This is a genomic window from Enterobacter asburiae (assembly GCF_008080435.1).
Lineage (GTDB): Bacteria > Pseudomonadota > Gammaproteobacteria > Enterobacterales > Enterobacteriaceae > Enterobacter > Enterobacter asburiae_C.
This window is the reverse complement of record NZ_VRKN01000003.1, coordinates 1-25,580: the sequence shown is the minus strand read 5'-3', so window position 1 is coordinate 25,580 and position 25,580 is coordinate 1. Positions and strand designations below refer to the sequence as shown.

Sequence of the window (25,580 nt, the reverse complement as noted above, 5' to 3'; positions counted from 1 at the left end):
AGTTTGAGAAATGCTTCCCGGAAAATTGTCACGAATCTGTCACACTGAACGCGACATTTTAAAACGAGTGAGGAATTAGGGATGAGAAAAGCACTACTCGCGCTGGCTGTCGCCGGTTCCATTTCAGCTACGTTTGGCGTGCAGGCGCAAGAGACGCCGGAAGGGTATCAGCTTGAGCAAGTTTTAATCATGAGTCGTCATAACCTGCGCGCGCCGCTCGCCAATAACGGTAGCGTGCTGGAGCAGTCCACGCCGAAGCAGTGGCCGGAGTGGGAGGTGCCGGGCGGTCAACTCACCACCAAGGGTGGCGTGCTGGAAGTTTATATGGGCCATTACATGCGCGAGTGGCTGGCGCAGCAGGGGATGGTAACCACCGGCGAATGCCCATCGGCGGATAGCGTTTATGCTTATGCCAACAGCCTGCAGCGTACCGTCGCGACTGCACAATTCTTTATCACCGGCGCGTTCCCGGGCTGTGACGTTCCCGTGCACCATGAGGAAAAAATGGGCACCATGGATCCGACCTTTAATCCGGTGATTACCGATAACTCGCCGGAATTCCGTGAAAAAGCGCTGAAGGCGATGGAGACGGAACGACAGAAAATGCAGCTCGCAGAAAGCTATAAGCTGCTGGAGCAGATGACGAACTACGCGGATTCCCCGTCCTGCAAAGAGAAAAAAGTCTGCTCGCTGGCGGACGCGAAAGATACCTTCAGCGCCGACTATGAAAAAGAGCCTGGCGTATCCGGGCCGCTGAAGGTGGGTAACTCGCTGGTGGATGCGTTCACGCTGCAGTATTACGAAGGCTTCCCGGCTGACCAGGTGGCCTGGGGCGAAATCAAGACCGACCAGCAGTGGCGCGTGCTGTCGAAGCTGAAGAACGGCTATCAGGACTCGCTGTTTACCTCCACCGAGGTGGCGCAAAACGTGGCGAAGCCGCTGGTGAAGTACATTGATAAAACGCTGGTCACCGATCAGGCAAAAGCGCCTAAAATCACCCTGCTGGTGGGGCATGATTCGAACATTGCTTCCCTGCTTACCGCCCTGGATTTCAAACCGTATCAGCTACACGACCAGCAGGAGCGCACCCCGATTGGCGGTAAGATCGTCTTCCAGCGCTGGCATGACAAAAATGCCAACCAGGAGCTGATGAAAATTGAGTATGTCTACCAGAGCACAGAACAACTGCGTAACGCCAGCGTGCTGTCGCTGCAGTCGCCTGCGCAGCGCGTGACGCTGGAGCTGAAAGGCTGCCCGGTGGATGCGAACGGTTTCTGTCCTGTCGATAAATTCAATGCGGTCATGAATAACGCGGCGAAGTAAAAGAGAACCCCCGCGTGACGGCGGGGGGAAACGCTTAGACGTTTTTACGTTCGATGGTTTGCTCACCCCAGAAGAGCGAGTCTTTATCCGTTTTTTCGAAGGCGCGCACCAGCACCTCATCGTTACCTTCCTCCCAAATCTGCTCGGCCAGCTTTTCATCGTACTTCGCGACTTCAAAGATAGCTTCGGCAATCTCCGGAGAGGTGTTGCGTAAACTTGCCCATTCGCCCACGTGGTGAGCTTTGGATTCTTGAGTTGGCATGCTTGTCCTCCTGTTGGGTGTTAGCCGTTCAGTTTTTTGGCCAGACCCGCGACATATTCACCCTGATAGCGGGCGATAGACAGTTCTTCATTACTTGGCTGACGTGAGCCATCCCCACCGGCAATGGTGGTTGCGCCGTACGGCGTACCGCCACGCACCTGGGAAACGTCAAACAGCTCCTGTGCGCCGTAACCAATCGGCACAATCACCATCCCGTGATGCGCAAGGGTAGTCCAGGTTGAGGTAATCGTCTGCTCCTGACCGCCGCCGGTACCGGTAGAGCTGAATACGCTGGCGAGCTTGCCGTAGAGTGCCCCGGATGCCCAAAGCCCGCCGGTTTGATCGAGGAAGGTACGCATCTGGCCTGACATATTGCCGAAGCGGGTGGGGGTGCCGAAGATAATGGCATCATAATCCGCCAGCTCCTGCGGGGTTGCCTGAGGTGCGTTTTGCGTTTTCCCTCCGGCTTTTAAGAACGCTTCGGCATTCATGGTTTCCGGTACGCGTTTCACCACGACCTCAACGCCGTCCACCTTGCTTGCACCTTCTGCTACCGCGTGAGCCATGGTTTCAATGTGTCCATACATGGAATAATAGAGCACCAGAACTTTTGCCATTTTGCATCACTCCTCGTTGGTTTTTCTGACAGCGGATCGCTGCGTTCTTTTAAAGATATGCCATCACAGCCAGACTGCAAAAATGAACGGCATTTCTTTGATTTATAACAATATGGTTACAAAAAGGCTTTGTAGCAAAATGATACAACTTTTCGGCGGTGGATTTTTGAAATGATAAGAAAGGTTTATGCATCCCCGTCGCGTCATCTCACCCGAAAGGCTGAGTTCATGTTGCAGGATATTACCTGCGGCTTGCCGGATAGCGGCATTCCACTAAGCTTAGTTTCACGCGGCACGGTTAAAGGCACTGCCCTTGTGTTGCGAGGTGAAAGGATCCTCTTTTACTGAATGCAATATGATGTTTAATGTTTCACATTCTGGAGGTTAGAGATGGCAAACCATCGTGGTGGTTCAGGTAATTTCGCTGAAGACCGTGAAAGAGCATCAGAAGCAGGTCGTAAAGGTGGCCAGTCTAGCGGGGGTAACTTCAAAAATGACCCTCAGCGCGCATCAGAGGCTGGTAAAAAAGGGGGTAAAAACAGCCACGGCAGCAACAAGTAGTACGCCGGGTTGACGCCCTGCCGCCGGGTTTTCCCGGCGGTTTTTTTATTTCTGCAACATTGAACTGTAACCAAAGACAACGCACACTACGGCATTGATTTAACTTGCTGGTGTCGCATGTCTGTTTCACGCTTTAAATTCTCTGTAAAACCTCAGGAAGCCATCCTCATTCTGATCACCATGTTCTGGGGCGGGACCTTTCTGGCCGTCCAGTACGCGGTGACCCTGAGCGATCCGTTCTTTTTCGTTGGCCTGCGCTTCGCGACGGCGGCGATAGCCGTTGGGCTGATATCCCTTAAAACGCTGCGGGGTCTGACGCTTAAAGAGCTCAAGGCAGGCGTGGCGATTGGGGTGGCGATAGCGATGGGCTACAGTCTGCAGACGTGGGGATTACAGACCATCTCCAGCAGCAAATCCGCGTTTATCACAGCCATGTATGTGCCTCTGGTGCCGTTACTGCAGTGGCTGTGCCTGGGGCGACTACCGGGGCTGATGTCCTGTATTGGTATCGTTCTGGCGTTTATCGGCCTGATTTTATTAGCTGGTCCGGAAAATAACCTGCTGGCGCTGGGACCGGGGGAGATCATTACTCTGGTCGGGGCGATTGCCATTGCGGCGGAAATTATTCTGATCAGTGCCTGGGCGGGCAAAGTGGACGTCAAGCGTGTCACGGTGGTGCAGCTTGCCACGGCGTCGCTGGTGGCTTTCGCGACGATGGTACCGGCTGGGGAGTCCGTGCCGCCGATGTCCACCGGCCTGATTGTGGTCGCATTGGGGCTGGGCATCTTTAGCGCCATTATCCAGGTCACCATGAACTGGGCGCAGCGCAGCGTATCTCCGACGCGGGCAACGGTGATCTACACCGGCGAACCGGTCTGGGCGGGGATTTTCGGACGCATTGCAGGTGAGCGATTGCCGCTTCTGGCGCTGGTGGGCGCGGCATTTATTGTCGCCGGAGTATTGGTGAGTGAGTTAAAGCTCAAACGGAAGAAAAACGCGCTGCCCGAAAATGACAGCGCAACGTTAAATCACAAATCCTGATGCATCACGGCGCCCTGCGGTGCGGCTGCCATCCGGCGGCTCAGCAGGGCGTTAAGCAGGATCGCGCCGAAGGTCGCCGTGCCAATCCCGCCAATCGTAAACCCGCCCAGCGTCAGGGCAAAATCACCTGCGCCCAACACCAGCGTGACCGCCACCATAATCAGGTTGCCGTTCTGGCTAAGATCGACCCGATGCTGCACCCAGATACGCGCGCCGGCCACGGCGATCAGCCCAAACACCACAATCGATGCCCCGCCGATAACCGGTGACGGAATGGTGTGGATCAGCGCGCCGAATTTCGGTGAGAATCCAAGCAGCATCGCCATCACCGCCGCCGCCACGAAGACCAGCGTCGAGTAGACTTTGGTGACCGCCATCACGCCGATGTTTTCGGCATAGGTGGTGACACCGCTGCCGCCCACGGAGCCGGAGAGCATGGTCGCCAGCCCGTCACCAACGAACGCGCGGCCCATGTACGGATCCATGCTGCGCCCGGTCATTCCCGCGACCGCTTTCAGATGACCTAAATTCTCTGCGACGAGGATCACCGCCACCGGTGCGATAAGCATCATCGCCTGGGTGTTGAAGGTGGGCGAGGTCACCTTAGGCAGGCCGAACCAGGCGGCCTGATGCAGCAGGGTAAAATCAACCGGCTTGCCGAGACCGAAAACGTTCGCCAGCAGGGCATAGACCAGGCAGGCGACAATCAGCCCAACCAGGATCAGCAGCCGCTGGATCATGCCTCGCGTGAACACCGCCACCAGGCCGATGCACAGCACGGTGATCACCGCCATCCAGCTTTCAAACGGCGAGGCGGAGACGCTCCTGACCGCAATCGGGGCGAGGTTCAGGCCAATCGCCATCACCACGGCACCCGTCACGACGGGAGGCATCATGCGTTCGATCCAGCGCGTGCCGATTTTCATCACAACCAGACCAATCAGGGTATAGACCAGCCCGCAGGCGATAATGCCGCCGAGGGCCACGCTCAGGTTGGGGTTGATCCCCTGGCCGTTAAACCCGGTAGTGGCAATGACGACGCCCACAAAGGCGGCGCTGGATCCGAGATAGCTGGGCACGCGCCCGCCGGTGACAAAAAAGAACAGCAGCGTGCCGATACCCGACATCAGAATAGAGAGGTTGGGATCCAGTCCCATCAGCATCGGCATCAGCACCGTGGCGCCAAACATGGCAACCGCGTGCTGGACGCCCATCACCATCGTCTGCCCGAGCGGGAGTCGTTCATCCGGCGCGACCACGCCTGCTTCTGTGGAGGTCGATTTCAACTGCCAGTGGGGAAATCCGAACATGATCTGTCTCCTTAAGGCGGGTTAACAGGCGGGTCGCATAAGTGCGTGGTAGCCGCGGTCAAACCACACCAGCCCTTGCGGCGCGGGATGACGAATAATCGAAACAATGTCGCAAAACAGAATGTCGTGGGTACCGACGCTCACCACCTGGCTGATGCGGCAGTCAAATGAGGCCAGCGCATCCTCCAGTCGCGGGCAGCCCGTGTCGCCCGTCTGCCAGCGGGCGGCGGCAAAGCGGTCCTCCATCGGCGTTTTCCCGCCAAAGAGGTTTGAGAGCGGCTCCTGCCCGGCGCTGAGGGTATTCACGCAAAGGGTGCGGTTTTCGCTAAACGCTGGCCAGACGGACGCGCCGCGGTTCAGGCACACCAGCAGGGTGGGCGGTGAATCCGTGACGCTGCACACCGCGCTGGCGGTAAAGCCTGCCATCCCCGCCGGGCCGTCGGTGGTGATGATATTGACCGCTGCGCCAACGCAGGCCATGGCGTCGCGAAAGGTTTGTTTATCCGGTGTCGTCATAGTCGCTCCTTACGCCAGCCCGCAGGCATCGTCGAAGTCCAGACGCGGCAGGCGCCCGTAAAGTTTGTTCGTATCGCCGTAGCCAATGTTGATCAGCAGATTGCTTTTAAGCGTTGTGCCGATGAAAAAGGCCTCGTCGACCTTTTGGCGGTCAAAGCCCGACATCGGGCCGGTGTCCAGCCCCAGGGCGCGACAGGCGAAAATCAGGTACGCGGCCTGCATTGAGCTGTTGCGAAAGGCCGTCTCTTCCGCCAGCGCGGGGCTGGTGGTAAACCAGCTTCTGGCATCGCCGTGCGGGAACAGTTCAGGCAGGCGCTCGTAGAATTCACCGTCCCATGCGACAATCGCCGTGACCGGGGCCGTGAGCGTTTTCTCGAGGTTGCCGCTGGAGAGCGCCGGGCGCAGCTTCTCTTTTCCCTCTGCGCTTCGCACAAACACAATCCGCGCCGGGGAGCAGTTGGCGGACGTTGGCCCCCATTTCATCAGGTTGTAGATCTCGCGCAGCGTTTCGTCGCTGACAGGAATATCCTGCCAGCCGTTATGGGTGCGGGCGCCGGTGAACAGCGTTTCCAGCGCGGCGGGGGTAATGGCTTCACTCATTAAAGCTCCTTATAAGGCGGGTTCCGGGCTGTGCAGCAGGCTGGCAAGCCCGTTCAGCAGCAGGGTGTTAAAGGTATCCGGCTCGGTGACGTTGCAGGCATGCCCGCCCTGGCGCATCACCGCGCTGTGGCTGTGCGGGATCGCCGCCTGCAGCTCAGACGAGCAGACAGCGGGTACCAGCATGTCGTCGGCGGAACAGATGATCTGCACCGGGCAGCGAATACGCGCGGCATGGCGGCTGAAATCGGCCTTTTTCAGGGCGCTGAGCCTGTGCAGCAGGTTGGTTTTACCCTGGAAATGGGCCAGCGCCAGCGCTTCTTCTGCCTCCAGGCGGGGAGCGCGGGCGGCCATCCAGTCCGCCGGGTAGAGAAACAGCGGCTGCGCTTCGACCCACGCCTGTGCGCCGCCGTAATGCAGCAGACGCTCGCGGATCTGAAAGCAGCGTCGGGTATGGGCGTTGAGGGTCAACCAGCCGTTGACGCACACCAGCGCGGTGAGAGCATCGGGCCTGTCGAGGGCCAGCTGAAGGCCGACCAGCGCCCCCAGCGCGTGACCGACGACGCTGTAGCGTGCAATCCCGGCATCAGCCAGCGCCCGAGCCAGTTCGTCCGCCATTTGCGCAAGGCTGTACCCTTCAGGCAGGGTGGCGGGGTTATTGCCCGTTCCCCGCTGGTCATAGCACACCACCTGATACTCCGGCTCCAGCGCGGCCAGCTGGGGTAGCCAGTAGCTGCCGCTGCCGCCGAGACCGGAAATAAACACTACCACGGGCGCACCCTCATACGGGGGCGGCGAGACGGAGAGTTTCATACCTGCCTCACTTCGCGATGTGCGCAACGGTGGCGATTTCGACCAGTGCCTCTGGCTTCACCAGCCCGCACTGAATGCAAAACCGGGCCGGTTTATCGCCGGGGAAGAACTCGGCGTAAATCTCGTTAATCGCGGCGTAGTTTTTCCAGTCGGTGATAAAGATGCTGTTGAAGGTCACATCCTCCATCGTGCCACCCGCCGTTTCGATCACGGTTTTGATCGTCTCCAGCACGTGGCGGGTTTGCGCCTTTGGGTCGTTGATAAACACCACGTTGTTGTCTTTATCAAACGGCAGCGTGCCGGAGACATACACCACGCCGTCGGCGAGGGTGCCGGGAACAAACGGGGCAATGGGCGTACTGGTACCCGGCGGAATAATCACGGATTTTGGCATCAGGTGTCTCCTCAGGCGATACGGGCGAGCGGGGGATTCAGGGCGTCGCAGAAATCATTGACGTTACTGACCCAGCCAAAAAAGGTTTCGATATTGAACAGGGCCGCTTTCTGGGCGAATTCCGGCCCGGCCTGGTGGGTCGCGTCTTCCAGCACCACGCCAAAATACTCGAGGAAAAAGCCGTCGCGCAGGGTCGACTCCACGCAGACGTTGGTGGCGATCCCGGTGAACACCAGATGGCGAATGCCCCGGCTGCGCAGCAGGCTGTCGAGCGGGGTGTTGAAAAAGCCGCTGTAGCGCGGTTTCGGCAGGACGATATCGCCCACCTGCGGTACCAGCTCATCCACCAGCTGATAGTCCCAGCCGCCTTTCGCCAGCAGCTTGCCCTGCAGTTCTGGCCGTTTACGCATGGTTTTCAGGGCGTTCGACTTGTGGAAGTTGGGCGAGCCGGGGCCACCGGCCTCGACGTACTGATCGTCCCAGCCGTTCTGGAACCAGATGATGAGCATGCCCGCGGCGCGCGCGGCGGCGACGGCGGTTTTGATGTTCGCGATCACCGGCCGGGTGGCGGAGACGTCGAACCCCGCCAGATCCAGATAACCGCCCTGGCTGGCGTAGGCGTTTTGCATATCCACCACGATCAGCGCGCTCTGCTGCGGCGCAAAGGCGATGGCTTCCGGGCGTGCGTTAAGGGTCGTCATTACGCCACCTCCTTCGTGACGGCAGGGATGTGGGCGCGGCACTGCATCAGCGGCTGGATGCGCTCGCCGAAGGTCTCCACGCCGGTGAGGAAATCATCGAAGGTCAGCAGGACGCCTTCCGCGCCGGGAACGGCTGCCACTTCGTCAAGCATTCTGGCGACGCTGGCATAAGAGCCGACCAGCGTGCCCATGTTGATATTGATCGCAGAGGTTGGGTCAGCCATCTGGCGAACGTTGGTATCCGCCCCGGAGCGGGTATCCTTCTGGCTCTGTTCGGTGAGCCAGCTCAGAGCCTCCTCGTCGGCGCCGTCCTTATAGCGCTCCCATTTGGCGCGCGCGGCCTCGTCGGTTTCGTCGGCTATCACCATAAACAGCACGTAGGAGCCCACGTCGCGCCCGGTCTTGTCGGCGGCCTCTTTCATTCGCGCGGCGGTCGGGGCGAAGGCAGCAGGCGTGTTCACGCCTTTGCCGAAGCAGAAGTTAAAGTCGGCGTATTTGGCGGAGAATTCCATTCCCGCGTCGCTCTGCCCGGCGCAAATCACCTTCATCGGCACCGACGGCTGCGGACTGACGCGACAGTCGTTCATGGTGAAGAAGTTACCCTTGAAATCGCTTTTGCCGGTACCCCACAGATCGCGCAGGACCTGCACGTATTCGGTCAGGTAGTCGTAGCGACGCGAGAAGTAATCGTCACCCGGCCAGAGCCCCATCTGCTCGTACTCGGGTTTTTGCCAGCCGGTGACCAGGTTGACGCCAAAGCGCCCGCCGGAGATGGAATCAATGGTGGACGCCATGCGTGCCACGATCGCCGGGGGGAGAGTGAGGGTGGCGGCGGTGGCGTAGATCTGAATGCGGGACGTTACCGCCGCCAGCCCGGCCATCAGGGTAAAGGACTCCAGGTTGTGATCCCAGAATTCGGTTTTGCCGCCAAAGCCGCGCAGCTTGATCATCGAAAGCGCAAAGTCGAAATGGTAGTGCTCTGCTTTCTGCACGATGGCTTTATTGAGCTCAAAGGTCGGCATGTATTGCGGTGCAGCGGTCGAGATAAGCCAGCCGTTGTTGCCGATGGGTACAAATACGCCAATTTTCATCACGAACCTCTCTTCATTACGTCGCAGGTGTAACGGTGTTTTTGCAAAGGCAATGCCAGTTTTGAAAATGGCAGTGTTATTAATGTGTTAATCAGAAGTTGGTGGATTGATGCGGCTAAATGTGGACTAAATGGTCAAAAACATTGCACAGAAAACAGGCATTCATGCGCGATCGGAGTGCAGGATGTCGTGGCGAGACGGGGGTTTTGCTATGCTGAGGGCAACGCAGAATAAGGAGAGCGGGAATGACACAAGGCGCAGTGAAGACACCAGGTAAACGTTCGCAGGCGGTGAGTGCTAAGAAACAGGCGATCCTCAGCGCGGCGCTGGAGACCTTTTCGCAGTTTGGTATTCACGGCACGCGCCTGGAGCAGGTGGCGGAGCAGTCCGGGGTATCCAAAACCAATCTGCTCTACTACTACCCGTCGAAAGAGGCGCTCTATATCGCGGTGATGCAGCAGATCCTCGATATCTGGCTGGCGCCGCTGAAAGCCTTTCGCGCAGAGCTGGCCCCGCTGGTGGCGATCAAAGAGTATATTCGCCTGAAGCTGGAGGTGTCGCGCGATTACCCGCAGGCATCAAGGCTGTTTTGTCTTGAGATGCTGCAGGGCGCGCCGCTGTTGCAGGCGGAACTTACCGGAGATTTAAAACAGCTGGTTGACGATAAGTCGGCCATTATTGCCGGATGGATCGCCAGTGGAAAGCTGGCACCCGTCGATCCGCATCACCTGATCTTTATGATTTGGGCCTCCACCCAGCATTACGCTGACTTTGCGGCCCAGGTTGAGGCGGTGACCGGTAAAACGCTCCAGGACGAGGCGTTTTTCCACAGCACTCTGGAAAACGTGCAGCGGATGATTATTGAAGGGATCCGCTTACGCTAGTTTCCCTCACCCTAACCCTCTCCCCAAAGGGGAGAGGGGACTGTTCTGTGCTGTCTTTTCTCCCTCGCCCCTATGGGGAGAGGGGACAGCTTAGGTTGCCCTCTTCGCACTGCATCAGCGAGGCCAGAAACGCTTCACGCTCAACGGTTTTCTCCGCCAGGCATTGATTCACAATCATTGGCTGGACGCTCCCGCCTTCCGTCCCCGAACCGACAAACGCGCAGTCCGCGTCGCGCAGGGTAATCCACGCCTGCTGCGCTTTTTTCAGCAGGTCGCGCTGAGGTGCCGCCGCGCGCTTGATGGCGGCCTGATACGTCTGGTTGAGCTTTTTATCGGCAGCCTGATACTGCTGCGCGCTACAGGTATTCAGCTCAAGCTGGGTGGTCGCTTTGTCGCACTCGTTGGCCAGCGCGCTGGTGCTGAGCAGCACTGCTGCGCCTGCGATCAGATAGTGTTTCATCATTCCCTCCGTGTACAAAAGCCGGATGCGCTGCGCTTATCCGGCCTACGGTGATTTTGTAGCCCCGGTAAGCGTAGCGTCACCGGGGAAAATTTACACGATTAACCGATGGTCATCAGGCTGGCGTTACCGCCTGCCGCCGCCGTGTTGACGCTGAGCGAGTGCTCCACGTACAGACGCTCCAGCAGCAGGTTGGTTTCACCGCGGGCGAAGCCCTGCACCGAAACAATCGCCCCGCTGCGGGCCGCAACCTGCTCGCACAGTTCGCGCAGCTGGTCGGAATCACCATGATAAATTACGGCATCAAACGGCTGGGTCAGCAGGGCATCGGTCTTCGCAAAGCGAATGCGGGACGAGACCGCTTTCGGCAGCTGTTTGGCGAGATCGCGATGCAGCGCATCTTCTGGCCACAGCACTTCACAACCGGTTGCCATCGCGGCGGCCAGCTGCACCAGCGCGTCCTGCTCGTTATCGGCCACGCACAGTACGCGCTCGCGCGGCATCAGCGTCCAGGTGTTGCGCTCGCCGGTTGGCCCCGGCAGCAGACGCTGCGTGCCCGCCTGCGCCAGCTCACCGTACTGCTGGGCAACTGCACGCAGTTCAGGACGTTTTTCCGCCCAGGCGATCAGCGCCTCCAGCGGCTGCGTCAGTACGGTTTTCAGCTGCGCATCCACCGGATAGTCCGCATCCTGGCGTGCCAGGGTGACGCCCAGGGCGTTCTCTGGACGGTTTGCCAGCAGGCGGTACAGGTAGAGAGGACCGCCCGCTTTCGGGCCGGTGCCGGACAGGCCTTCGCCGCCAAACGGCTGCACGCCCACGACCGCGCCCACCATGTTGCGGTTGACGTACAGGTTGCCCACTTTAGCGCTGCCGGTCACCTGCGCGATAGTCTCGTCGATACGGGTATGCACACCGAGCGTCAGGCCATAGCCGGAGGCGTTGATCTGCTCAACCAGCTCGTTCAGGTTGTTACGGTTGTAGCGCACCACGTGCAGTACCGGGCCGAAGACCTCTTTTTTCAGCTCGTCGAAGCTTGCCAGCTCAATCAGCGTTGGCGGCACAAAGGTGCCGGTCCGCCATTCGCGGGCATCTTCGCTGTTCTCGCGCACCGCCTGGAACACCGGACGGCCTTTCGCGCGCATGGCCTGAATGTGGTTGTCGATGTTGGCTTTGGCTTCCGTGTCGATCACCGGTCCGATGTCGGTGGTGAGACGGCCCGGGTTGCCCATGCGGCATTCGGCCATCGCGCCGCGCAGCATCTTCAGCGTGTGGTCCGCCACGTCATCCTGCAGGCACAGCACGCGCAGGGCGGAGCAGCGCTGACCGGCGCTGTCGAACGCGGAGGCCAGCACGTCGATCACCACCTGCTCGGTGAGCGCGGAGGAGTCAACGATCATGGCGTTCATTCCGCCGGTTTCCGCGATGAGCGGAGTAGGACGACCCTGCGCATCCAGACGGGTAGCAATATTGCGCTGCAGCAGAGAGGCCACTTCGGTCGAGCCGGTAAACATCACACCGCGCACGCGGTTATCGGCGGTCAGTTTGGCACCGACGGTTTCACCGCGGCCCGGCAGCAGTTGAACCACGCCCGCCGGCACGCCGGCTTCCAGAAGAATGTTGATGCCCTGAGCGGCAATCAGCGGAGTCTGCTCTGCCGGTTTTGCCAGCACGCTGTTGCCTGCGGCCAGGGCGGCGGCAATCTGGCCGGTGAAGATCGCCAGCGGGAAGTTCCACGGGCTGATACAGACGACCGGACCCAGCGGACGGTGGGTTTCGTTATCGAAATCATCGCGCACCTGACCGGCGTAGTAATGCAGGAAATCGACGGCCTCGCGCACTTCGGCAATGGCGTTGCTGAAGGTTTTACCCGCCTCGCGCACCAGAATACCGATGAGCGACTGCATCTGATCTTCCATCAGCACCGCCGCGCGTTCCAGAATCGCGGCGCGCTCCTGCGGCGGCGTGGCAAACCAGATAGGGGCGTTATTCACCGCGCTGTCCAGCGCCTGATCCACTTCCGCTTCGGTGGCTTCACGCACGTAGCCGACGATATCTTTTGGCTCTGCCGGGTTAATGACCGGCTGCATTTCGCCGTCAGCAACGGGCTGTTCCAGCATCGGTTTGGCCTGCCACTTCTGCAATGCGCTGTTAAGCAGGGCAGAGGAGAGCGATGCCAGACGGTGTTCGTTGGCGAGATCCAGACCCGCCGAGTTGACGCGGCCTTTGCCGTACAGCTCGCGCGGCAGGGCAATTTTCGGATGCGGCAGGCCAATCTGACCTTCCTGTGCCGCCATCTTCTCAACGGCCTGCACCGGATCGGCCACCAGCTCGTCCAGCGGCAGGGTGGTATCGGCGATGCGGTTAACGAAGGAGGTGTTCGCACCGTTTTCCAGCAGACGACGCACCAGGTATGCCAGCAGGGTTTCGTGGGTGCCCACCGGAGCATAGATACGGCACGGGCGGTTCAGCTTGCCGTCCGCCACTTTACCGGTGACCTGCTCGTACAGCGGTTCACCCATGCCGTGCAGGCACTGGAACTCGTACTGGCCCGGGTAGTAGTTCTGCCCGGCCAGGCTGTAGATCGCCGCCAGGGTGTGGGCGTTGTGGGTAGCGAACTGCGGATAGATCAGGTTCGGTACGCCGAGCAGCTTTTTCGCACAGGCGAGGTAAGAGACGTCGGTATAGACCTTGCGGGTATAGACCGGATAGCCTTCCAGCCCGTCCATCTGGGCGCGTTTGATTTCGCTGTCCCAGTAGGCGCCTTTCACCAGACGGATCATCAGGCGACGGCGGCTGCGGCTTGCCAGGTCAATCAGGTAATCAATGACGAACGGGCAGCGCTTCTGGTAGGCCTGGATAACGAAACCGATGCCATTCCAGCCTGCCAGCTCCGGCTCGAAGCACAGTTTTTCCAGCAGATCGAGGGAGATCTCCAGACGGTCGGCCTCTTCGGCGTCGATGTTGATGCCGATGTCATACTGGCGCGCCAGCAGGGTCAGGGATTTCAGCCGCGGGTAGAGCTCTTCCATCACCCGGTCGTACTGTGCGCGGCTGTAGCGCGGGTGCAGGGCGGAGAGCTTAATGGAGATGCCCGGACCTTCATAAATACCGCGACCGTTGGACGCTTTACCAATGGCGTGGATCGCCTGCTGGTAAGAGACCATGTAGGCCTGCGCGTCGGCGGCGGTCAGCGCCGCTTCGCCCAGCATGTCGTACGAGTAGCGGAAACCTTTGTCTTCCAGCTTGCGAGCGTTCGCCAGCGCCTCGGCAATGGTTTCCCCGGTGACGAACTGCTCGCCCATCAGGCGCATCGCCATGTCCACGCCTTTGCGGATCAGCGGCTCACCGCTCTTACCGATGATGCGGTTCAGGGAGCGGGAGAGGTTGGCTTCGTTATGGGTGGAGACCAGTTTGCCGGTAAACAGCAGGCCCCAGGTGGCGGCGTTGACGAACAGCGACGGGCTGCGGCCAATGTGTGAATGCCAGTTGCCGTTGCTGATCTTGTCGCGGATCAGCGCATCGCGGGTGGCTTTATCCGGAATACGCAGCAGCGCTTCCGCCAGGCACATCAGCGCCACGCCTTCCTGTGAAGAGAGGGAAAACTCCTGCAGCAGACCCTGAACCATCCCGGCGCGGCCGGTGGCGGTTTTCTGGTTGCGCAGCTTGTCGGCTAACTGATACGCCAGGCTGTGCGCCTGGGCGGCAATGGTTTCCGGCAGACGAGCCTGCTCCAGCAGCATCGGCACGGCGTCGGTTTCGGCGCGACGGTAGGCGCCGGTAATGGCGGCGCGGCTGACGGACTGCGGCAGGATCTGCTCGGCAAATTCGAGGAACGGCTGATGGTTCTCGTCGCCAGCGGCTGGCGCTTCCTCGCTTTCATTCGCTGCACCGGCCAGCAGGGCAGGCAGCTCTGGCAGGCCCTCATCGCTCTCAAGTCTTTCGAGATAGTTAAAAATCGCCTGCTTAATTAACCAGTGCGGCGTGCGGTCAATGCGGGTTGCTGCGGACTTAATCCGTTCGCGGGTTGCGTCATCCAGCTTAACCCCCATGGTGGTCATACCCATGCCAAAGCTCCTGTTGTTCTTTCATCGTGTTTGGTCGTTAGCGTGAAATATCCCCCATGTTGCAACTTTGTGCAACCGTGTTAAATGTGACCTGGTTTGCAACCCGGAAAATGAATGGATTGTTAACGAATGGTTAGCTGTAAAAACGCACTGGCTTTTGTGCAGGAAGCCTGTTTTTATGCGGGAGTTAACACTTTTAAAAGGTGCAACCCGTAAAAGCGTGAGCGAGTGCAACCTATAGGAAACTCGTATCAAACCGGGGATGAAATTGATGTAAATGCAGTGTTAAATCGTTTGTCAGCGGAAGGCGCATACGGCAGGATAGCGCGCCCAACCGAAACACAAGATACATTCACCTCGTTCCGGTGATCATATAACAAGGCAGCCCGGACGGTTGTCGCTCGACATTTTGGAGAATTTGAATGGCTATTAGCACACCGATGCTGGTGACATTTCTCGTTTATATTTTTGGCATGATCCTGATAGGGTTTTTGGCGTGGCGGTCAACGAAAAACTTTGACGACTACATTCTGGGCGGACGCAGTTTAGGCCCGATGGTGACCGCACTCTCTGCGGGCGCATCCGACATGAGCGGCTGGCTGTTGATGGGGCTGCCGGGCGCGATTTTCATCTCCGGTATCTCGGAAAGCTGGATCGCCATCGGTCTGACCATCGGCGCATGGATCAACTGGAAGCTGGTGGCTGGCCGTCTGCGCGTGCATACCGAGGCCAACAATAACGCCCTGACGCTGCCGGATTACTTCACCGGACGCTTTGAAGATAACAGCCGCATCCTGCGCATTATCTCTGCCTTGGTTATCCTCCTGTTCTTCACCATCTACTGCGCCTCCGGCATCGTGGCCGGCGCGCGTCTGTTCGAAAGCACCTTCGGCATGAGCTACGAAACCGCCCTGTGGGCCGGTGCTGCGGCGACCATCCTCTATACCTTCGTGGGCGGGTTCCTGGCGGTAAGCTGGACCGACACCGTGCAGGCGAGCCTGATGATCTTCGCCCTGATCCTGACCCCGGTGATTGTGATTTTCACCGTTGGCGGCTTTGGCGAATCGCTGGAGGTGATCAAACAGAAGAGTATTGAAAACGTCGACATGCTGAAAGGGCTGAACTTCGTTGCCATCGTGTCGCTGATGGGCTGGGGCCTGGGCTACTTCGGTCAGCCGCATATCCTGGCACGCTTTATGGCGGCGGATTCTCACCACACCATCGTTCATGCCCGTCGCATCAGTATGACGTGGATGATCCTGTGTCTGGCAGGGGCGTGTGCGGTCGGCTTCTTCGGTATCGCGTACTTCAACAACAACCCGGCGCAGGCGGGCGCGGTGAACCAGAACGCCGAACGCGTGTTTATCGAGCTGGCGCAAATTCTGTTTAACCCGTGGATTGCCGGTATTCTGCTCTCCGCGATCCTGGCGGCGGTGATGTCCACCCTGAGCTGCCAGCTGCTGGTTTGCTCCAGTGCAATCACCGAAGACCTCTACAAAGCCTTCCTGCGTAAAAACGCGAGCCAGAAAGAGCTGGTGTGGGTAGGGCGCTTTATGGTGCTGGTGGTAGCGCTGGTGGCGATTGCGCTGGCGACCAACCCGGAAAACCGCGTGCTGGGCCTCGTGAGCTATGCGTGGGCGGGCTTTGGTGCGGCATTTGGTCCGGTCGTTCTGTTCTCCGTCATGTGGTCACGAATGACCCGTAATGGTGCGCTGGCGGGGATGATCATCGGTGCGGTGACCGTCATCGTCTGGAAACAGTTCGCCTGGCTGGGCCTGTACGAGATCATCCCGGGCTTCATCTTCGGCAGCATCGGCATCGTGGTGTTCAGCCTGCTGGGTAAAGCACCGTCTGCCGCGATGCAGAAACGCTTTGCTGAAGCAGACGCGCATTACCACTCCGCGCCGCCGTCTAAGCTGCAGCCGGAATAATTTTTTCCACGCAACACCGTAGGCCGGGTAAGCGCAAGCGCCACCCGGCTTTTTCTTGCAAATTTTCCAGAATTACGTTGATATCGCTGCACTTATAACAATGAGGATAGCGACACATGACACTCAAAACAGGGGTAATGGCAGCGGCATTATTAATGCTGGCTGGCTGCACTGCGCCATCGCAACACGCGGCGGTAGAGACCTGCAAAGCGGATAACCAGATGCAGCAAACCACGCTCTATTTCGGCTTAAATCGACCTGCCGGGGCGCAGATTACCCCCAACGAGTGGCAGCAGTTTGTTGACCAGGACGTGACGCCGCGTTTTCGCGATGGCTTAACGGTATTTGACGCGCGCGGGCAGTGGCTGGGGAACGACGGGAAAGTGGCGCGTGAGCCGAGCAAGGCATTGATGCTGATCCACGGTAAAGATGCGCAGAGCGAGAAGAACATCGAAGCGTTACGCGGGATTTATAAGTCTCGCTTCGCGCAGGAGTCAGTGATGCGCGTCGATCAGCCGGTGTGCGTGCAGTTTTAGTAAAAACGGCGGGATAACCCGCCGTTGTTGTTTTGTAGGCCGGGTAAGCGCAGCGCCACCCGGCATTGCATCAGAGTACCAGCCCCGCAAAGCTCGCCGACAGCAGGCTCACCAGCGTCGCGCCGTACACCAGACGCAAACCAAACCGCGACACCACGTTCCCCTGCTGCTCGTTCAGGCCCTTAATCGCCCCGGCCACAATGCCGATGGACGCGAAGTTCGCAAACGACACCAGGAAGACGGACAAAATGCCCAGCCCGCGCGGGGACATCTGATGAGCCATTTTTTGCAGCTCAATCATCGCCACAAATTCATTCGCCACCAGCTTGGTCGCCATAATACTGCCCGCGTTTAAGGCATCACTCAGCGGAATACCCACCAGCCACGCCAGGGGATAAAATACATAGCCCAGGATCTGCTGGAAGCTCATGCCAAATACGCTGGAGAAGAGGGCGTTAACGGCGCTAATAAGGGCGATAAAGCCAATCAGCATTGCCAGAATAATCATCGCTACTTTAAAGCCGGCCAGAATATACTCGCCGAGCATTTCAAAGAAGCTCTGCGATTCATGCAGTTTTTCAAGCCGGATATCCGGCTCCGCTTCAGGGCGTGCCGGGTTGATGACGGAGAGAATAATAAAGGTGCTGAACATGTTCAGAATCAGCGCCGCGACGACAAATTTGGCGTCGAGCATGGTCATATAGGCGCCGACAATCGACAGGGAGACCGTCGACATGGCCGTGGCCGCCATGGTGAACAGACGACGCGAGGAGAGATCCCCCAGTACACCCTTGTAGGCAATGAAGTTTTCCGACTGGCCGAGGATCAGCGAACTCACCGCGTTAAAGGATTCCAGCTTGCCCATACCGTTCAGTTTTGACAGCAGCGTACCGATTACTCGAATAAAAATCGGCAGGATCCGCCAGTGCTGAAGAATACCAATCAGTGCGGAAATAAAAATAATCGGGCAAAGCACGCCGAGGAAAATGAACGCCAGCCCTTTTTCCCCCATACCGCCAAAGACGAAATTGGTGCCTTCGCCGGCAAATTTAAGCAGTGACTCAAAAAATCCCGAAACGTATTTAATCAGGAATAACCCGCTTTCGGCGTGCAGGAAAAAGAACGCCAGGGCAATTTCAATGACAATCAGCTGTAAAACAAAACGAATGCGAATTTTTCGGCGGTCAAAACTCACCAGCCAGGCAAGCGCAAGAATAATCACCAGCGCCAGCAGGAAATGGACAATCTTAAACATAATTAATTTTCACCAGGTGTTTGAGGCGGATATTTAGCCACAGCCCTGAATCAGCGTAAATGGGCATTTTCGTTATAACTTATAAACTTAAACGTTACGTATGTAACTATTACCAGGCTCGGCGTTTACAACTCGTCATCAAAACACCACACATTTCGCTTGTGTTTCTTTTCTCCGTAATGATAATCACTATCACAAGAATTTACCTTTCTTTGCATCAGTTGACCGCGATAAACATTTAAGGTGTCGGCATGTTTGTTCCATTTCTCATTATGTTACGTGAAGGGCTCGAAGCTGCCCTCATCGTGAGCCTCATCGCCAGTTATCTGAAGCGAACCCAGCGCGGGCGCTGGATTGCCGTCATGTGGGTCGGGGTATTCCTTGCTGCGGCACTCTGTCTGGGTCTCGGTATCCTCATCAACGAAACCACCGGGGAGTTCCCGCAGAAAGAGCAGGAGCTGTTTGAGGGGATCGTCGCCGTGATTGCGGTGGTAATCCTCACCTGGATGGTGTTCTGGATGCGTAAAGTCTCCCGAAACGTGAAGGTGCAGCTGGAGCAGGCGGTGGATAATGCGCTGCAAAAGGGCAATAACCACGGCTGGGCGCTCATTATGATGGTCTTTTTCGCCGTCGCGCGTGAAGGCCTGGAGTCTGTTTTCTTCCTGCTGGCGGCGTTTCAGCAGGATGTCGGGATCTGGCCACCGCTGGGTGCGATGCTGGGTCTTGCTACAGCCGTGGTGCTCGGTTTCCTGCTCTACTGGGGCGGTATTCGCCTGAACCTGGGCGCGTTCTTCAAGTGGACCAGCCTGTTTATTCTGCTGGTGGCGGCAGGGCTGGCGGCAGGGGCGATCCGCGCCTTCCATGAAGCTGGCCTGTGGAACCATTTCCAGGACGTCGCGTTCGACCTCAGCAACGTGCTCTCCACCCATTCACTGACCGGCACCCTGCTCGAAGGCATCTTCGGCTATCAGGAAACGCCAAGCGTCAGTGAAGTGGCGATGTACTTTATTTATCTGGTTCCGGCGCTGGTGCTGTTCGCTATGCCGCCGCGTACCGGCACGCAGGCGTCGCGCGTTACGCCATAATGTTTGCTTTAGTTACAACATACTTTTAAAGGGAAGAGTCATGGCAATTCAGTTCCGTCGTAGTGCGTTATGCGCAGGCATTGCCGCGCTGTTCGCTTCTGCATTCTCCGCCTGGGGCGCGGATGTTCCTCAGGTTAAAGTCACCGTCAATGATAAGCAGTGTGAGCCGATGACCCTCACGGTGAACAGCGGCAAAACCCAGTTCATTATTCAGAACCACAGCCAGAAGGCGCTGGAATGGGAGATCCTGAAAGGGGTTCTGGTGGTGGAGGAGCGCGAAAATATCGCCCCTGGCTTCAGCCAGAAGATGACCGCCAACCTGCAGCCGGGTGAGTATGAGATGACCTGTGGTCTGCTGACCAACCCTAAAGGGAAGCTGATCGTCAAAGGTGAAGCGACGGCTGATGCGGCGAAAGGCGCTGCGGTGCTGAGCCTGGGTGACGCGATTACCGCGTATAAAGCCTATGTCACGAAAGAGACGGCGGACCTGGCGACGGCAACCAAAGCCTTTACCGATGCAGTGAAAGCCGGTGACATCGAAAAAGCGAAATCCCTCTATGCGCCAACCCGTCAGCACTACGAGCGTATCGAACCGATTGCCGAGCTGTTCTCTGACCTTGATGGCAGCATTGATGCCCGCGAAGATGATTTCGAGCAGAAAGCCGCCGATCCGAAATTCACCGGTTTCCACCGTCTGGAGAAAGCCCTGTTTGGCGACAACTCCACCAAAGGGATGGAGAAATACGCTGAGCAGTTGAACGGCGATGTGCTGGAGCTGCAAAAGCGCATCAGCGAGCTGGCCTTCCCGCCGTCAAAAGTGGTGGGCGGCGCGGCCGGTCTGATTGAAGAAGTGGCCGCCAGCAAAATCAGCGGCGAAGAAGATCGTTACAGCCATACCGATCTGTGGGACTTCCAGGCCAACGTCGACGGTGCGCAGAAAATTGTCGAGCTGCTGCGTCCTCAACTGCAGAAAGAGAACAGTGAACTGCTGGCCAAAGTGGATGCCAACTTCAAAAAAGTCGACACCATTCTGGCGAAGTACCGTACCAAAGACGGGTTTGAAACCTACGACAAGCTGACTGATGCCGACCGTAATGCGCTGAAAGGCCCGATTACCGCCCTGGCGGAAGATCTCTCTCTGCTGCGTGGCGTACTGGGTCTGGACTAAGCACGATGAATAAACATAACGAGAACGATGTGGTTGAGCCTTCACGTCGTCGATTGTTAAAAGGGGTAGGGGCGCTGGGAGGCGCCCTTGCGCTGGCTGGCGGATGTCCGGTAGCACATGCGGCGAAACCGCAAAGCGCGCCCGGCACGCTGTCACCCAATGCCCGCATGGAGACGCAGCCGTTTTATGGCGAGCATCAGGCGGGCATCCTGACGCCGCAGCAGGCGTCCATGATGCTGGTGGCCTTTGATTCGCTGGCCAGCGATAAAGCCGATCTGGAACGCCTGTTCCGCCTGCTGACGACGCGCATCGCGTTTCTCACCTCGGGCGGACCGGCGCCCGATACGCCGAACCCGCGCCTGCCGCCAATGGACTCCGGCATTCTGGGGCCGTTTATCGCCCCGGATAACCTGACTATTACCGTTTCGCTGGGTGAGTCGCTGTTTGATGCGCGCTATGGGCTGGCAAAACAGAAGCCGAAAGCGCTGCAGAAAATGACGCGTTTCCCGAATGACTCCCTGGACGCGGCCCTCTGCCACGGCGACCTGCTCCTGCAAATTTGTGCCAATACCCAGGACACGGTGATCCACGCCCTGCGCGATATTATCAAGCACACACCGGATCTGCTGAGCGTGCGCTGGAAGCGGGAAGGGTTTATCTCGGACCACGCCGCCCGCAGCAAAGGGAAAGAGACCCCGGTCAACCTGCTGGGCTTTAAGGACGGAACGGCCAACCCGGACAGCCACGATGGTGCGCTTATGAAGGAGGTGGTGTGGGTCACTGCCGATCAGGGCGAACCGGCATGGGCGGTGGGCGGCAGCTATCAGGCGGTGCGGATTATTCAGTTCCACGTGGAATTCTGGGACCGCACGCCGCTGAAAGAGCAGCAGACGATCTTTGGTCGGGATAAGCAAAGCGGGGCACCGCTCGGTATGAAGAACGAGCATGATGTGCCTGACTACGCCAGCGATCCCAATGGCGATACCATCGCGCTGGATAGCCACATTCGTCTGGCCAATCCGCGCACTAAAGAAACGCAGTCCAGCCTGATGATGCGTCGGGGCTATAGCTACTCGCTCGGCGTGACCAACTCAGGCCAGCTTGATATGGGGCTGCTGTTCGTCTGCTATCAGCACGATCTGGAAAAGGGCTTCCTGACTGTACAGAAGCGGCTCAACGGCGAAGCGCTGGAAGAGTACATTAAACCTATCGGCGGCGGCTATTTCTTTGCCCTGCCGGGCGTGCGTGATCGGAACGCATACCTCGCTCAAGGTCTTATTGAAGCCTGATAATTGTCCCTGCGACAGTTCGCGGGGACATTATTTTTTCATATGACTATCCTCCTGTTATATTTCTGTAATATTTCTATATGAGACTGATTCCACCTGCAGGGACAGTCTTAAAGGTTGCATACAGGTAAAATAAATGTTGCATTTATGATAACTCCTGATGTACTTAAGATAAGACAGCGGTAGTTCCCGGCAGTGATGCTGAATCACTATGGAGATCGCGAATGGTTGCGTCCTATACTGGACAAGGTAAACATAACAACCGCAGTACCCGGCGCGGAGGCTCAGACTCCGGCAGCGATTTCCTCACCACTAAATTCTCCCCCCTCCCTCAAGAATCTGATTCGACCGACGTGCAGAACAGTGCGCGTAGCTGTTCCGTATCGTCATCCGATAAAGCAAGCAATGGCTTACAAGGAAGCCAACCCTCTGATGTTCGTGCGCATAATCGTGCCGAAGCTGGCGCGTGTGATGAATACCAACAACTCAAGGTGCTATCCATGGGAAGACAAAAAGCAGTGATCAAAGCTCGTCGCGAAGCAAAACGTGTGCTGAGACGGGATTCACGTAGCCATAAACAGCGTGAAGAAGAATCGGTCACCTCGCTTGTGCAGATGAGTGGCGTAGAAGCAATTGGCATGGCCCGAGACAGCCGTGATAATTCTCCAATTGTGGCGCGCAATGAAGCTCAGGCGCACTACCTGAATGCTATCGAGAGTAAACAGCTCATCTTTGCAACCGGCGAAGCCGGATGCGGGAAAACCTGGATTAGTGCAGCCAAAGCGGCGGAAGCATTGATCCATAAGGACGTGGAGAGAATTATTGTTACCCGTCCGGTACTGCAAGCTGATGAAGATCTCGGCTTCTTGCCCGGAGATATTTCGGAGAAGTTTGCCCCGTACTTCAGGCCCGTCTATGACGTGCTGGTGAAGCGACTGGGTGCATCCTTCATGCAGTACTGCCTGCGACCAGAGATTGGTAAGGTGGAAATCGCGCCGTTCGCCTATATGCGCGGACGTACATTTGAAAATGCGGTCGTCATTCTTGACGAGGCTCAGAACGTGACCGCTGCGCAAATGAAGATGTTTTTAACGCGCCTCGGGGAGAACGTGACGGTTATCGTTAACGGCGATATTACCCAGTGTGACCTGCCATCCGGCGTGAAATCCGGGCTGAGCGACGCCATGTCACGTTTTGAGGAAGATGAGATGATTGGGGTGGTACGCTTCACCAAAGATGACTGCGTGCGTTCGGCGCTCTGCCAGCGCACGCTGCAGGTCTATTCCGACTAAAGGTAAAGCATTATCGTTTTGCCTCTTTCCTGTAATTTCTTCCCGGCGTAATGCCGGGAAGCGTCGTTTATACTCCGCTAAAACTTCCCTTATTTAAGCACCGTATTGCTGAATCAATAATGTCGATTATTAAGTGGGTGGTTGTTTTTATTATTTTTTGCAGAAGTGTGATATGAAGTGATAATACCCACAAAATACCTGTGAATATAATGAGCGCGCTAATTGTTAGTTAAAAATTAAACGTGAATGTTGTCACAGAACATTACTACGAAGTAAAAATTAAGTTGGTGTCTTCAAGTGAGTTATCTATGTTTCGTACTTGTTCGAACAAAATTCTAAGAAGAAACACAACAGGGGAACCTTTTCCCTGAAACATCACGCTGAGGGTCATACATGAACGAACTGGTTGGTGCTATTAATGGTGTAATCTGGAGCCCTGCGTTAATATTTTTATGTCTGGGTGTCGGCCTTTATTTCTCGCTGCGTAGTCGCTTCCTGCAATTACGCCATATCAAACATATGATTACCCTGATGTTCCAGGGGCGTCCTACCGATGCAGGCGTATCGTCGTTTCAGGCGCTGACGATGACGCTGGCAGGCCGCGTGGGGACAGGGAATATCGCCGGTGTGGCCACGGCAATTACCTTTGGCGGTCCGGGCGCGCTTTTCTGGATGTGGATAGTCGCTTTTTTAGGTGCCAGCTCCGCATTTGTCGAATCCACCCTGGGACAAGTTTATAAAGAAAAAATTAACGGCGAATATCGCGGTGGTCCTGCCTTTTATATTGAAAAAGGTTTAGGCGTTAAGTGGTACGCATGGCTATTTGCTATTGTGACTATTTTCTCCTGCGGATTATTACTTCCGGGCGTGCAGGCAAACTCGATTGGGGCAAGCCTGGATATTGCTTTTGGTCTGAGCCCGAACGTTACGGCGGCATTACTTGCTGTGCTGTTGAGCTTTATTATTTTCGGCGGTGTGAAAAGGATCGCTAGCTTTAGCAGTATGGTCGTTCCATTTATGGCGCTGGGCTATATTATTGTCGCCTGTGTGATTATCGCCATTAATATTAACCAGCTCCCTTCGGTTATTCTGCTGATCTGGAAAAGTGCGTTCGGCCTTGAAGCAGGTTTCGGTGCCATTCTGGGTCAGGCCATCATGTGGGGCGTTAAGCGCGGAGTCTATTCCAACGAGGCCGCCCAGGGAACCGGGCCGCATGCATCATCTGCAGCGGCAGTAAGCCATCCGGTGAAGCAGGGGCTGGTTCAGGCGTTCTCGGTCTACATCGACACGCTGTTTGTCTGCTCCGCGACCGGGTTTATGCTGCTGATCACCGGGCTGTATAACGTCCAGGGCGTCGACGGCGCAGCGCTCTATACTGGGATTGCAGGCGTGGCCGCGGGTCCTGGCTATGTGCAGACGGCGATGGAAAGTATGATGCCGGGCTTTGGTAATTACTTTGTTGCCATTGCGCTGTTCTTCTTTGCTTTCACAACCATTATTGCCTACTACTATATTGCCGAAACCAATATCGCCTTCATTAACCGTAAAATTCACCGTCCATGGCTGACCTTTCTGCTCAAGCTATGTCTGATGGCCTCCACGGTATATGGCACGGTTCGCACCGCGGATCTGGCATGGGGGCTGGGGGATATCGGGGTAGGACTGATGGCATGGCTCAACATTATTGCCATTGTTCTGTTGCATAAAAAAGCGTTTGCCAGCCTTAAGGATTATGAAATCCAGAATGCGCAAGGGCTGGACCCACAGTTCGATCCGATTCGGCTGGGGATTAAAAATGCGGATTACTGGCTTGATGGGCGTAAGGATGAAGATGGTGTTCAGCCTGAGCAGGTTTCATCGCTTGAAAGAAAGCAGCCGGCAGCAAAGTTGAATAGCTAAGGAATAGAATAAAAAAAGCCCGTGCATTAGTTCGGGTTTTTTTTAGTGAGGCGGCTGAGTCCGTACCGGGGGGGATTGACTCGCTTCGCTCGCCCTGCGGGCAGCCTGTTCGCTACGCTCTCAGTCTGTCCAACTGGCTGTCGCCAGTTGTCGAACCCCGGTCGGGGATTCTCATCCCCCAGAGGTGTGCAACATGCGAAAAAAAAGCCCGCATTTTCATGCGAGCTCTTTTTCAAATATGGCGGTGAGGGGGGGATTGACTCGCTTCGCTCGCCCTGCGGGCAGCCTGTTCGCTTCGCTCCCAGTCTGTCCAACTGGCTGTCGCCAGTTGTCGAACCCCGGTCGGGGATTCTCATCCCCCCAGAGGTGTGCAACATGCGAAAAAAAAGCCCGCATTTTCATGCGAGCTCTTTTTCAAATATGGCGGTGAGGGGGGGATTCGAACCCCCGATACGTTGCCGTATACACACTTTCCAGGCGTGCTCCTTCAG

Annotated in this window: 23 protein-coding genes and 1 other RNA gene; 11 read left to right on the top strand and 13 right to left on the bottom strand. The window is 57.1% G+C overall.

Features of this window, described 5'->3' with window-relative positions; genetic code table 11:
• The first annotated feature begins 81 nt into the window (after positions 1 to 81).
• Positions 82 to 1,323: a bifunctional glucose-1-phosphatase/inositol phosphatase gene (gene agp / locus FU672_RS05950; protein ID WP_148242522.1), complete on the top strand. Its 1,242-nt coding sequence runs from the start codon at positions 82 to 84 to the stop codon at positions 1,321 to 1,323.
• A gap of 34 nt (positions 1,324 to 1,357) precedes the next feature.
• On the opposite strand, the gene FU672_RS05945 is transcribed toward agp, so the two are convergent.
• Together FU672_RS05945 and wrbA are read right to left on the bottom strand one after the other, a co-directional pair.
• Positions 1,358 to 1,585: a YccJ family protein gene (locus FU672_RS05945; protein ID WP_008499832.1), complete on the bottom strand. Its 228-nt coding sequence runs from the start codon at positions 1,583 to 1,585 to the stop codon at positions 1,358 to 1,360.
• 20 nt (positions 1,586 to 1,605) lie between these two features.
• Complete coding sequence (gene wrbA / locus FU672_RS05940; protein ID WP_148242521.1) at positions 1,606 to 2,202, bottom strand: NAD(P)H:quinone oxidoreductase; 597 nt, start codon at positions 2,200 to 2,202, stop codon at positions 1,606 to 1,608.
• A gap of 390 nt (positions 2,203 to 2,592) precedes the next feature.
• On the opposite strand from wrbA, the gene FU672_RS05935 reads away from it, so the two are divergent.
• Together FU672_RS05935 and FU672_RS05930 are read left to right on the top strand one after the other, a co-directional pair.
• Positions 2,593 to 2,763, top strand: coding sequence for a con-10 family general stress protein (locus tag FU672_RS05935; protein WP_001273664.1), 171 nt, complete (start codon positions 2,593 to 2,595; stop codon positions 2,761 to 2,763).
• A gap of 117 nt (positions 2,764 to 2,880) precedes the next feature.
• A complete protein-coding gene (locus FU672_RS05930; protein ID WP_148242520.1) occupies positions 2,881 to 3,804 on the top strand; it encodes a DMT family transporter in 924 nt (307 codons plus the stop codon).
• On the opposite strand, the gene rutG is transcribed toward FU672_RS05930, so the two are convergent.
• The 7 genes from rutG to rutA are packed head-to-tail and all read right to left on the bottom strand — an operon-like array spanning position 3,792 to position 9,226.
• Complete coding sequence (rutG, locus tag FU672_RS05925) at positions 3,792 to 5,114, bottom strand: pyrimidine utilization transport protein G (RefSeq protein WP_148242519.1); 1,323 nt, start codon at positions 5,112 to 5,114, stop codon at positions 3,792 to 3,794. The two genes, FU672_RS05930 and rutG, sit on opposite strands and share 13 nt — an antisense overlap.
• A gap of 21 nt (positions 5,115 to 5,135) precedes the next feature.
• Positions 5,136 to 5,630, bottom strand: a complete 495-nt coding sequence (gene rutF, locus FU672_RS05920; protein WP_148242518.1) for an NADH-dependent FMN reductase RutF — start codon at positions 5,628 to 5,630, stop codon at positions 5,136 to 5,138.
• A gap of 9 nt (positions 5,631 to 5,639) precedes the next feature.
• The gene (locus FU672_RS05915; RefSeq protein WP_148242517.1) at positions 5,640 to 6,230 is read right to left on the bottom strand and encodes a malonic semialdehyde reductase; all 591 of its coding nucleotides are present in this window, start codon (positions 6,228 to 6,230) and stop codon (positions 5,640 to 5,642) included.
• Between the two features lie 9 nt (positions 6,231 to 6,239).
• Positions 6,240 to 7,040 carry a pyrimidine utilization protein D gene (gene rutD, locus FU672_RS05910; RefSeq protein ID WP_148242516.1) on the bottom strand — a complete coding sequence of 267 codons (801 nt, stop codon included), beginning with the start codon at positions 7,038 to 7,040 and terminating at the stop codon, positions 6,240 to 6,242.
• 7 nt (positions 7,041 to 7,047) lie between these two features.
• On the bottom strand, positions 7,048 to 7,434 hold the full coding sequence (gene rutC, locus FU672_RS05905; RefSeq protein WP_010429508.1) for a pyrimidine utilization protein C: 387 nt from the start codon (positions 7,432 to 7,434) through the stop codon (positions 7,048 to 7,050).
• 11 nt (positions 7,435 to 7,445) lie between these two features.
• Positions 7,446 to 8,135, bottom strand: a complete 690-nt coding sequence (rutB, locus tag FU672_RS05900) for a pyrimidine utilization protein B (RefSeq protein WP_148242515.1) — start codon at positions 8,133 to 8,135, stop codon at positions 7,446 to 7,448.
• A complete protein-coding gene (rutA, locus tag FU672_RS05895; RefSeq protein WP_148242514.1) occupies positions 8,135 to 9,226 on the bottom strand; it encodes a pyrimidine utilization protein A in 1,092 nt (363 codons plus the stop codon). Before rutA ends, rutB begins: the two co-directional genes overlap by 1 nt.
• 245 nt (positions 9,227 to 9,471) lie before the next feature.
• Between rutA and rutR the strand changes: the two genes are divergently transcribed.
• Positions 9,472 to 10,110 (top strand): HTH-type transcriptional regulator RutR, encoded by a 639-nt coding sequence (gene rutR, locus FU672_RS05890; protein WP_148242513.1) that lies wholly within the window; start codon positions 9,472 to 9,474, stop codon positions 10,108 to 10,110.
• 70 nt (positions 10,111 to 10,180) lie between these two features.
• Here rutR and FU672_RS05885 read toward each other — a convergent pair whose 3' ends face one another.
• Entirely contained in the window at positions 10,181 to 10,570 is a 390-nt protein-coding gene (locus tag FU672_RS05885) for a lysozyme inhibitor LprI family protein (protein WP_148242915.1), read from the bottom strand.
• Positions 10,571 to 10,671: 101 nt separating this feature from the next.
• Positions 10,672 to 14,634, bottom strand: coding sequence for a trifunctional transcriptional regulator/proline dehydrogenase/L-glutamate gamma-semialdehyde dehydrogenase (putA, locus tag FU672_RS05880; protein ID WP_148242512.1), 3,963 nt, complete (start codon positions 14,632 to 14,634; stop codon positions 10,672 to 10,674).
• A 422-nt stretch (positions 14,635 to 15,056) separates the two neighbouring features.
• On the opposite strand from putA, the gene putP reads away from it, so the two are divergent.
• Both putP and FU672_RS05870 read left to right on the top strand, forming a co-directional pair.
• Positions 15,057 to 16,565 (top strand): sodium/proline symporter PutP, encoded by a 1,509-nt coding sequence (gene putP, locus FU672_RS05875; RefSeq protein ID WP_148242511.1) that lies wholly within the window; start codon positions 15,057 to 15,059, stop codon positions 16,563 to 16,565.
• A gap of 116 nt (positions 16,566 to 16,681) precedes the next feature.
• Entirely contained in the window at positions 16,682 to 17,101 is a 420-nt protein-coding gene (locus FU672_RS05870; RefSeq protein WP_148242510.1) for a DUF3574 domain-containing protein, read from the top strand.
• Between the two features lie 70 nt (positions 17,102 to 17,171).
• On the opposite strand, the gene FU672_RS05865 is transcribed toward FU672_RS05870, so the two are convergent.
• Positions 17,172 to 18,356: a NupC/NupG family nucleoside CNT transporter gene (locus tag FU672_RS05865; protein ID WP_148242509.1), complete on the bottom strand. Its 1,185-nt coding sequence runs from the start codon at positions 18,354 to 18,356 to the stop codon at positions 17,172 to 17,174.
• Positions 18,357 to 18,607: 251 nt separating this feature from the next.
• Here FU672_RS05865 and efeU point away from each other — a divergent pair, with 251 nt between their 5' ends.
• The 5 genes from efeU to FU672_RS05835 all read left to right on the top strand — a co-directional run bounded on the left by efeU (position 18,608) and on the right by FU672_RS05835 (position 25,089).
• On the top strand, positions 18,608 to 19,441 hold the full coding sequence (gene efeU, locus FU672_RS05855; protein ID WP_148242507.1) for an iron uptake transporter permease EfeU: 834 nt from the start codon (positions 18,608 to 18,610) through the stop codon (positions 19,439 to 19,441).
• A gap of 40 nt (positions 19,442 to 19,481) precedes the next feature.
• Positions 19,482 to 20,609, top strand: a complete 1,128-nt coding sequence (efeO, locus tag FU672_RS05850; protein ID WP_148242506.1) for an iron uptake system protein EfeO — start codon at positions 19,482 to 19,484, stop codon at positions 20,607 to 20,609.
• A 5-nt stretch (positions 20,610 to 20,614) separates the two neighbouring features.
• Positions 20,615 to 21,898 (top strand): iron uptake transporter deferrochelatase/peroxidase subunit, encoded by a 1,284-nt coding sequence (gene efeB, locus FU672_RS05845; RefSeq protein ID WP_148242505.1) that lies wholly within the window; start codon positions 20,615 to 20,617, stop codon positions 21,896 to 21,898.
• 500 nt (positions 21,899 to 22,398) lie between these two features.
• Complete coding sequence (gene phoH, locus FU672_RS05840) at positions 22,399 to 23,190, top strand: phosphate starvation-inducible protein PhoH (RefSeq protein WP_014831397.1); 792 nt, start codon at positions 22,399 to 22,401, stop codon at positions 23,188 to 23,190.
• Positions 23,191 to 23,583: 393 nt separating this feature from the next.
• Entirely contained in the window at positions 23,584 to 25,089 is a 1,506-nt protein-coding gene (locus tag FU672_RS05835) for an alanine/glycine:cation symporter family protein (RefSeq protein WP_029740193.1), read from the top strand.
• Between the two features lie 239 nt (positions 25,090 to 25,328).
• Here FU672_RS05835 and FU672_RS05830 read toward each other — a convergent pair.
• Positions 25,329 to 25,466: non-coding RNA, RtT sRNA (locus tag FU672_RS05830), on the bottom strand.
• Between the last annotated feature and the right edge of the window lie 114 nt (positions 25,467 to 25,580).

What these genes read in the sequence shown, in the direction of transcription:
- putA (WP_148242512.1), bottom strand. Translation starts at nt 14,634, where the DNA reads ATGGGTATGACCACCATGGGGGTTAAGCTGGATGACGCAACCCGCGAA.
- FU672_RS05935 (WP_001273664.1), top strand. Translation starts at nt 2,593, where the DNA reads ATGGCAAACCATCGTGGTGGTTCAGGTAATTTCGCTGAAGACCGTGAA.
- rutG (WP_148242519.1), bottom strand. Translation starts at nt 5,114, where the DNA reads ATGTTCGGATTTCCCCACTGGCAGTTGAAATCGACCTCCACAGAAGCA.
- rutB (WP_148242515.1), bottom strand. Translation starts at nt 8,135, where the DNA reads ATGACGACCCTTAACGCACGCCCGGAAGCCATCGCCTTTGCGCCGCAG.
- wrbA (WP_148242521.1), bottom strand. Translation starts at nt 2,202, where the DNA reads ATGGCAAAAGTTCTGGTGCTCTATTATTCCATGTATGGACACATTGAA.
- rutF (WP_148242518.1), bottom strand. Translation starts at nt 5,630, where the DNA reads ATGACGACACCGGATAAACAAACCTTTCGCGACGCCATGGCCTGCGTT.
- FU672_RS05930 (WP_148242520.1), top strand. Translation starts at nt 2,881, where the DNA reads ATGTCTGTTTCACGCTTTAAATTCTCTGTAAAACCTCAGGAAGCCATC.
- FU672_RS05865 (WP_148242509.1), bottom strand. Translation starts at nt 18,356, where the DNA reads ATGTTTAAGATTGTCCATTTCCTGCTGGCGCTGGTGATTATTCTTGCG.
- FU672_RS05945 (WP_008499832.1), bottom strand. Translation starts at nt 1,585, where the DNA reads ATGCCAACTCAAGAATCCAAAGCTCACCACGTGGGCGAATGGGCAAGT.
- FU672_RS05885 (WP_148242915.1), bottom strand. Translation starts at nt 10,570, where the DNA reads ATGAAACACTATCTGATCGCAGGCGCAGCAGTGCTGCTCAGCACCAGC.
- rutR (WP_148242513.1), top strand. Translation starts at nt 9,472, where the DNA reads ATGACACAAGGCGCAGTGAAGACACCAGGTAAACGTTCGCAGGCGGTG.
- FU672_RS05835 (WP_029740193.1), top strand. Translation starts at nt 23,584, where the DNA reads ATGAACGAACTGGTTGGTGCTATTAATGGTGTAATCTGGAGCCCTGCG.
- efeU (WP_148242507.1), top strand. Translation starts at nt 18,608, where the DNA reads ATGTTTGTTCCATTTCTCATTATGTTACGTGAAGGGCTCGAAGCTGCC.
- efeB (WP_148242505.1), top strand. Translation starts at nt 20,615, where the DNA reads ATGAATAAACATAACGAGAACGATGTGGTTGAGCCTTCACGTCGTCGA.
- agp (WP_148242522.1), top strand. Translation starts at nt 82, where the DNA reads ATGAGAAAAGCACTACTCGCGCTGGCTGTCGCCGGTTCCATTTCAGCT.
- phoH (WP_014831397.1), top strand. Translation starts at nt 22,399, where the DNA reads ATGGGAAGACAAAAAGCAGTGATCAAAGCTCGTCGCGAAGCAAAACGT.
- FU672_RS05915 (WP_148242517.1), bottom strand. Translation starts at nt 6,230, where the DNA reads ATGAGTGAAGCCATTACCCCCGCCGCGCTGGAAACGCTGTTCACCGGC.
- rutD (WP_148242516.1), bottom strand. Translation starts at nt 7,040, where the DNA reads ATGAAACTCTCCGTCTCGCCGCCCCCGTATGAGGGTGCGCCCGTGGTA.
- rutC (WP_010429508.1), bottom strand. Translation starts at nt 7,434, where the DNA reads ATGCCAAAATCCGTGATTATTCCGCCGGGTACCAGTACGCCCATTGCC.
- FU672_RS05870 (WP_148242510.1), top strand. Translation starts at nt 16,682, where the DNA reads ATGACACTCAAAACAGGGGTAATGGCAGCGGCATTATTAATGCTGGCT.
- rutA (WP_148242514.1), bottom strand. Translation starts at nt 9,226, where the DNA reads ATGAAAATTGGCGTATTTGTACCCATCGGCAACAACGGCTGGCTTATC.
- efeO (WP_148242506.1), top strand. Translation starts at nt 19,482, where the DNA reads ATGGCAATTCAGTTCCGTCGTAGTGCGTTATGCGCAGGCATTGCCGCG.
- putP (WP_148242511.1), top strand. Translation starts at nt 15,057, where the DNA reads ATGGCTATTAGCACACCGATGCTGGTGACATTTCTCGTTTATATTTTT.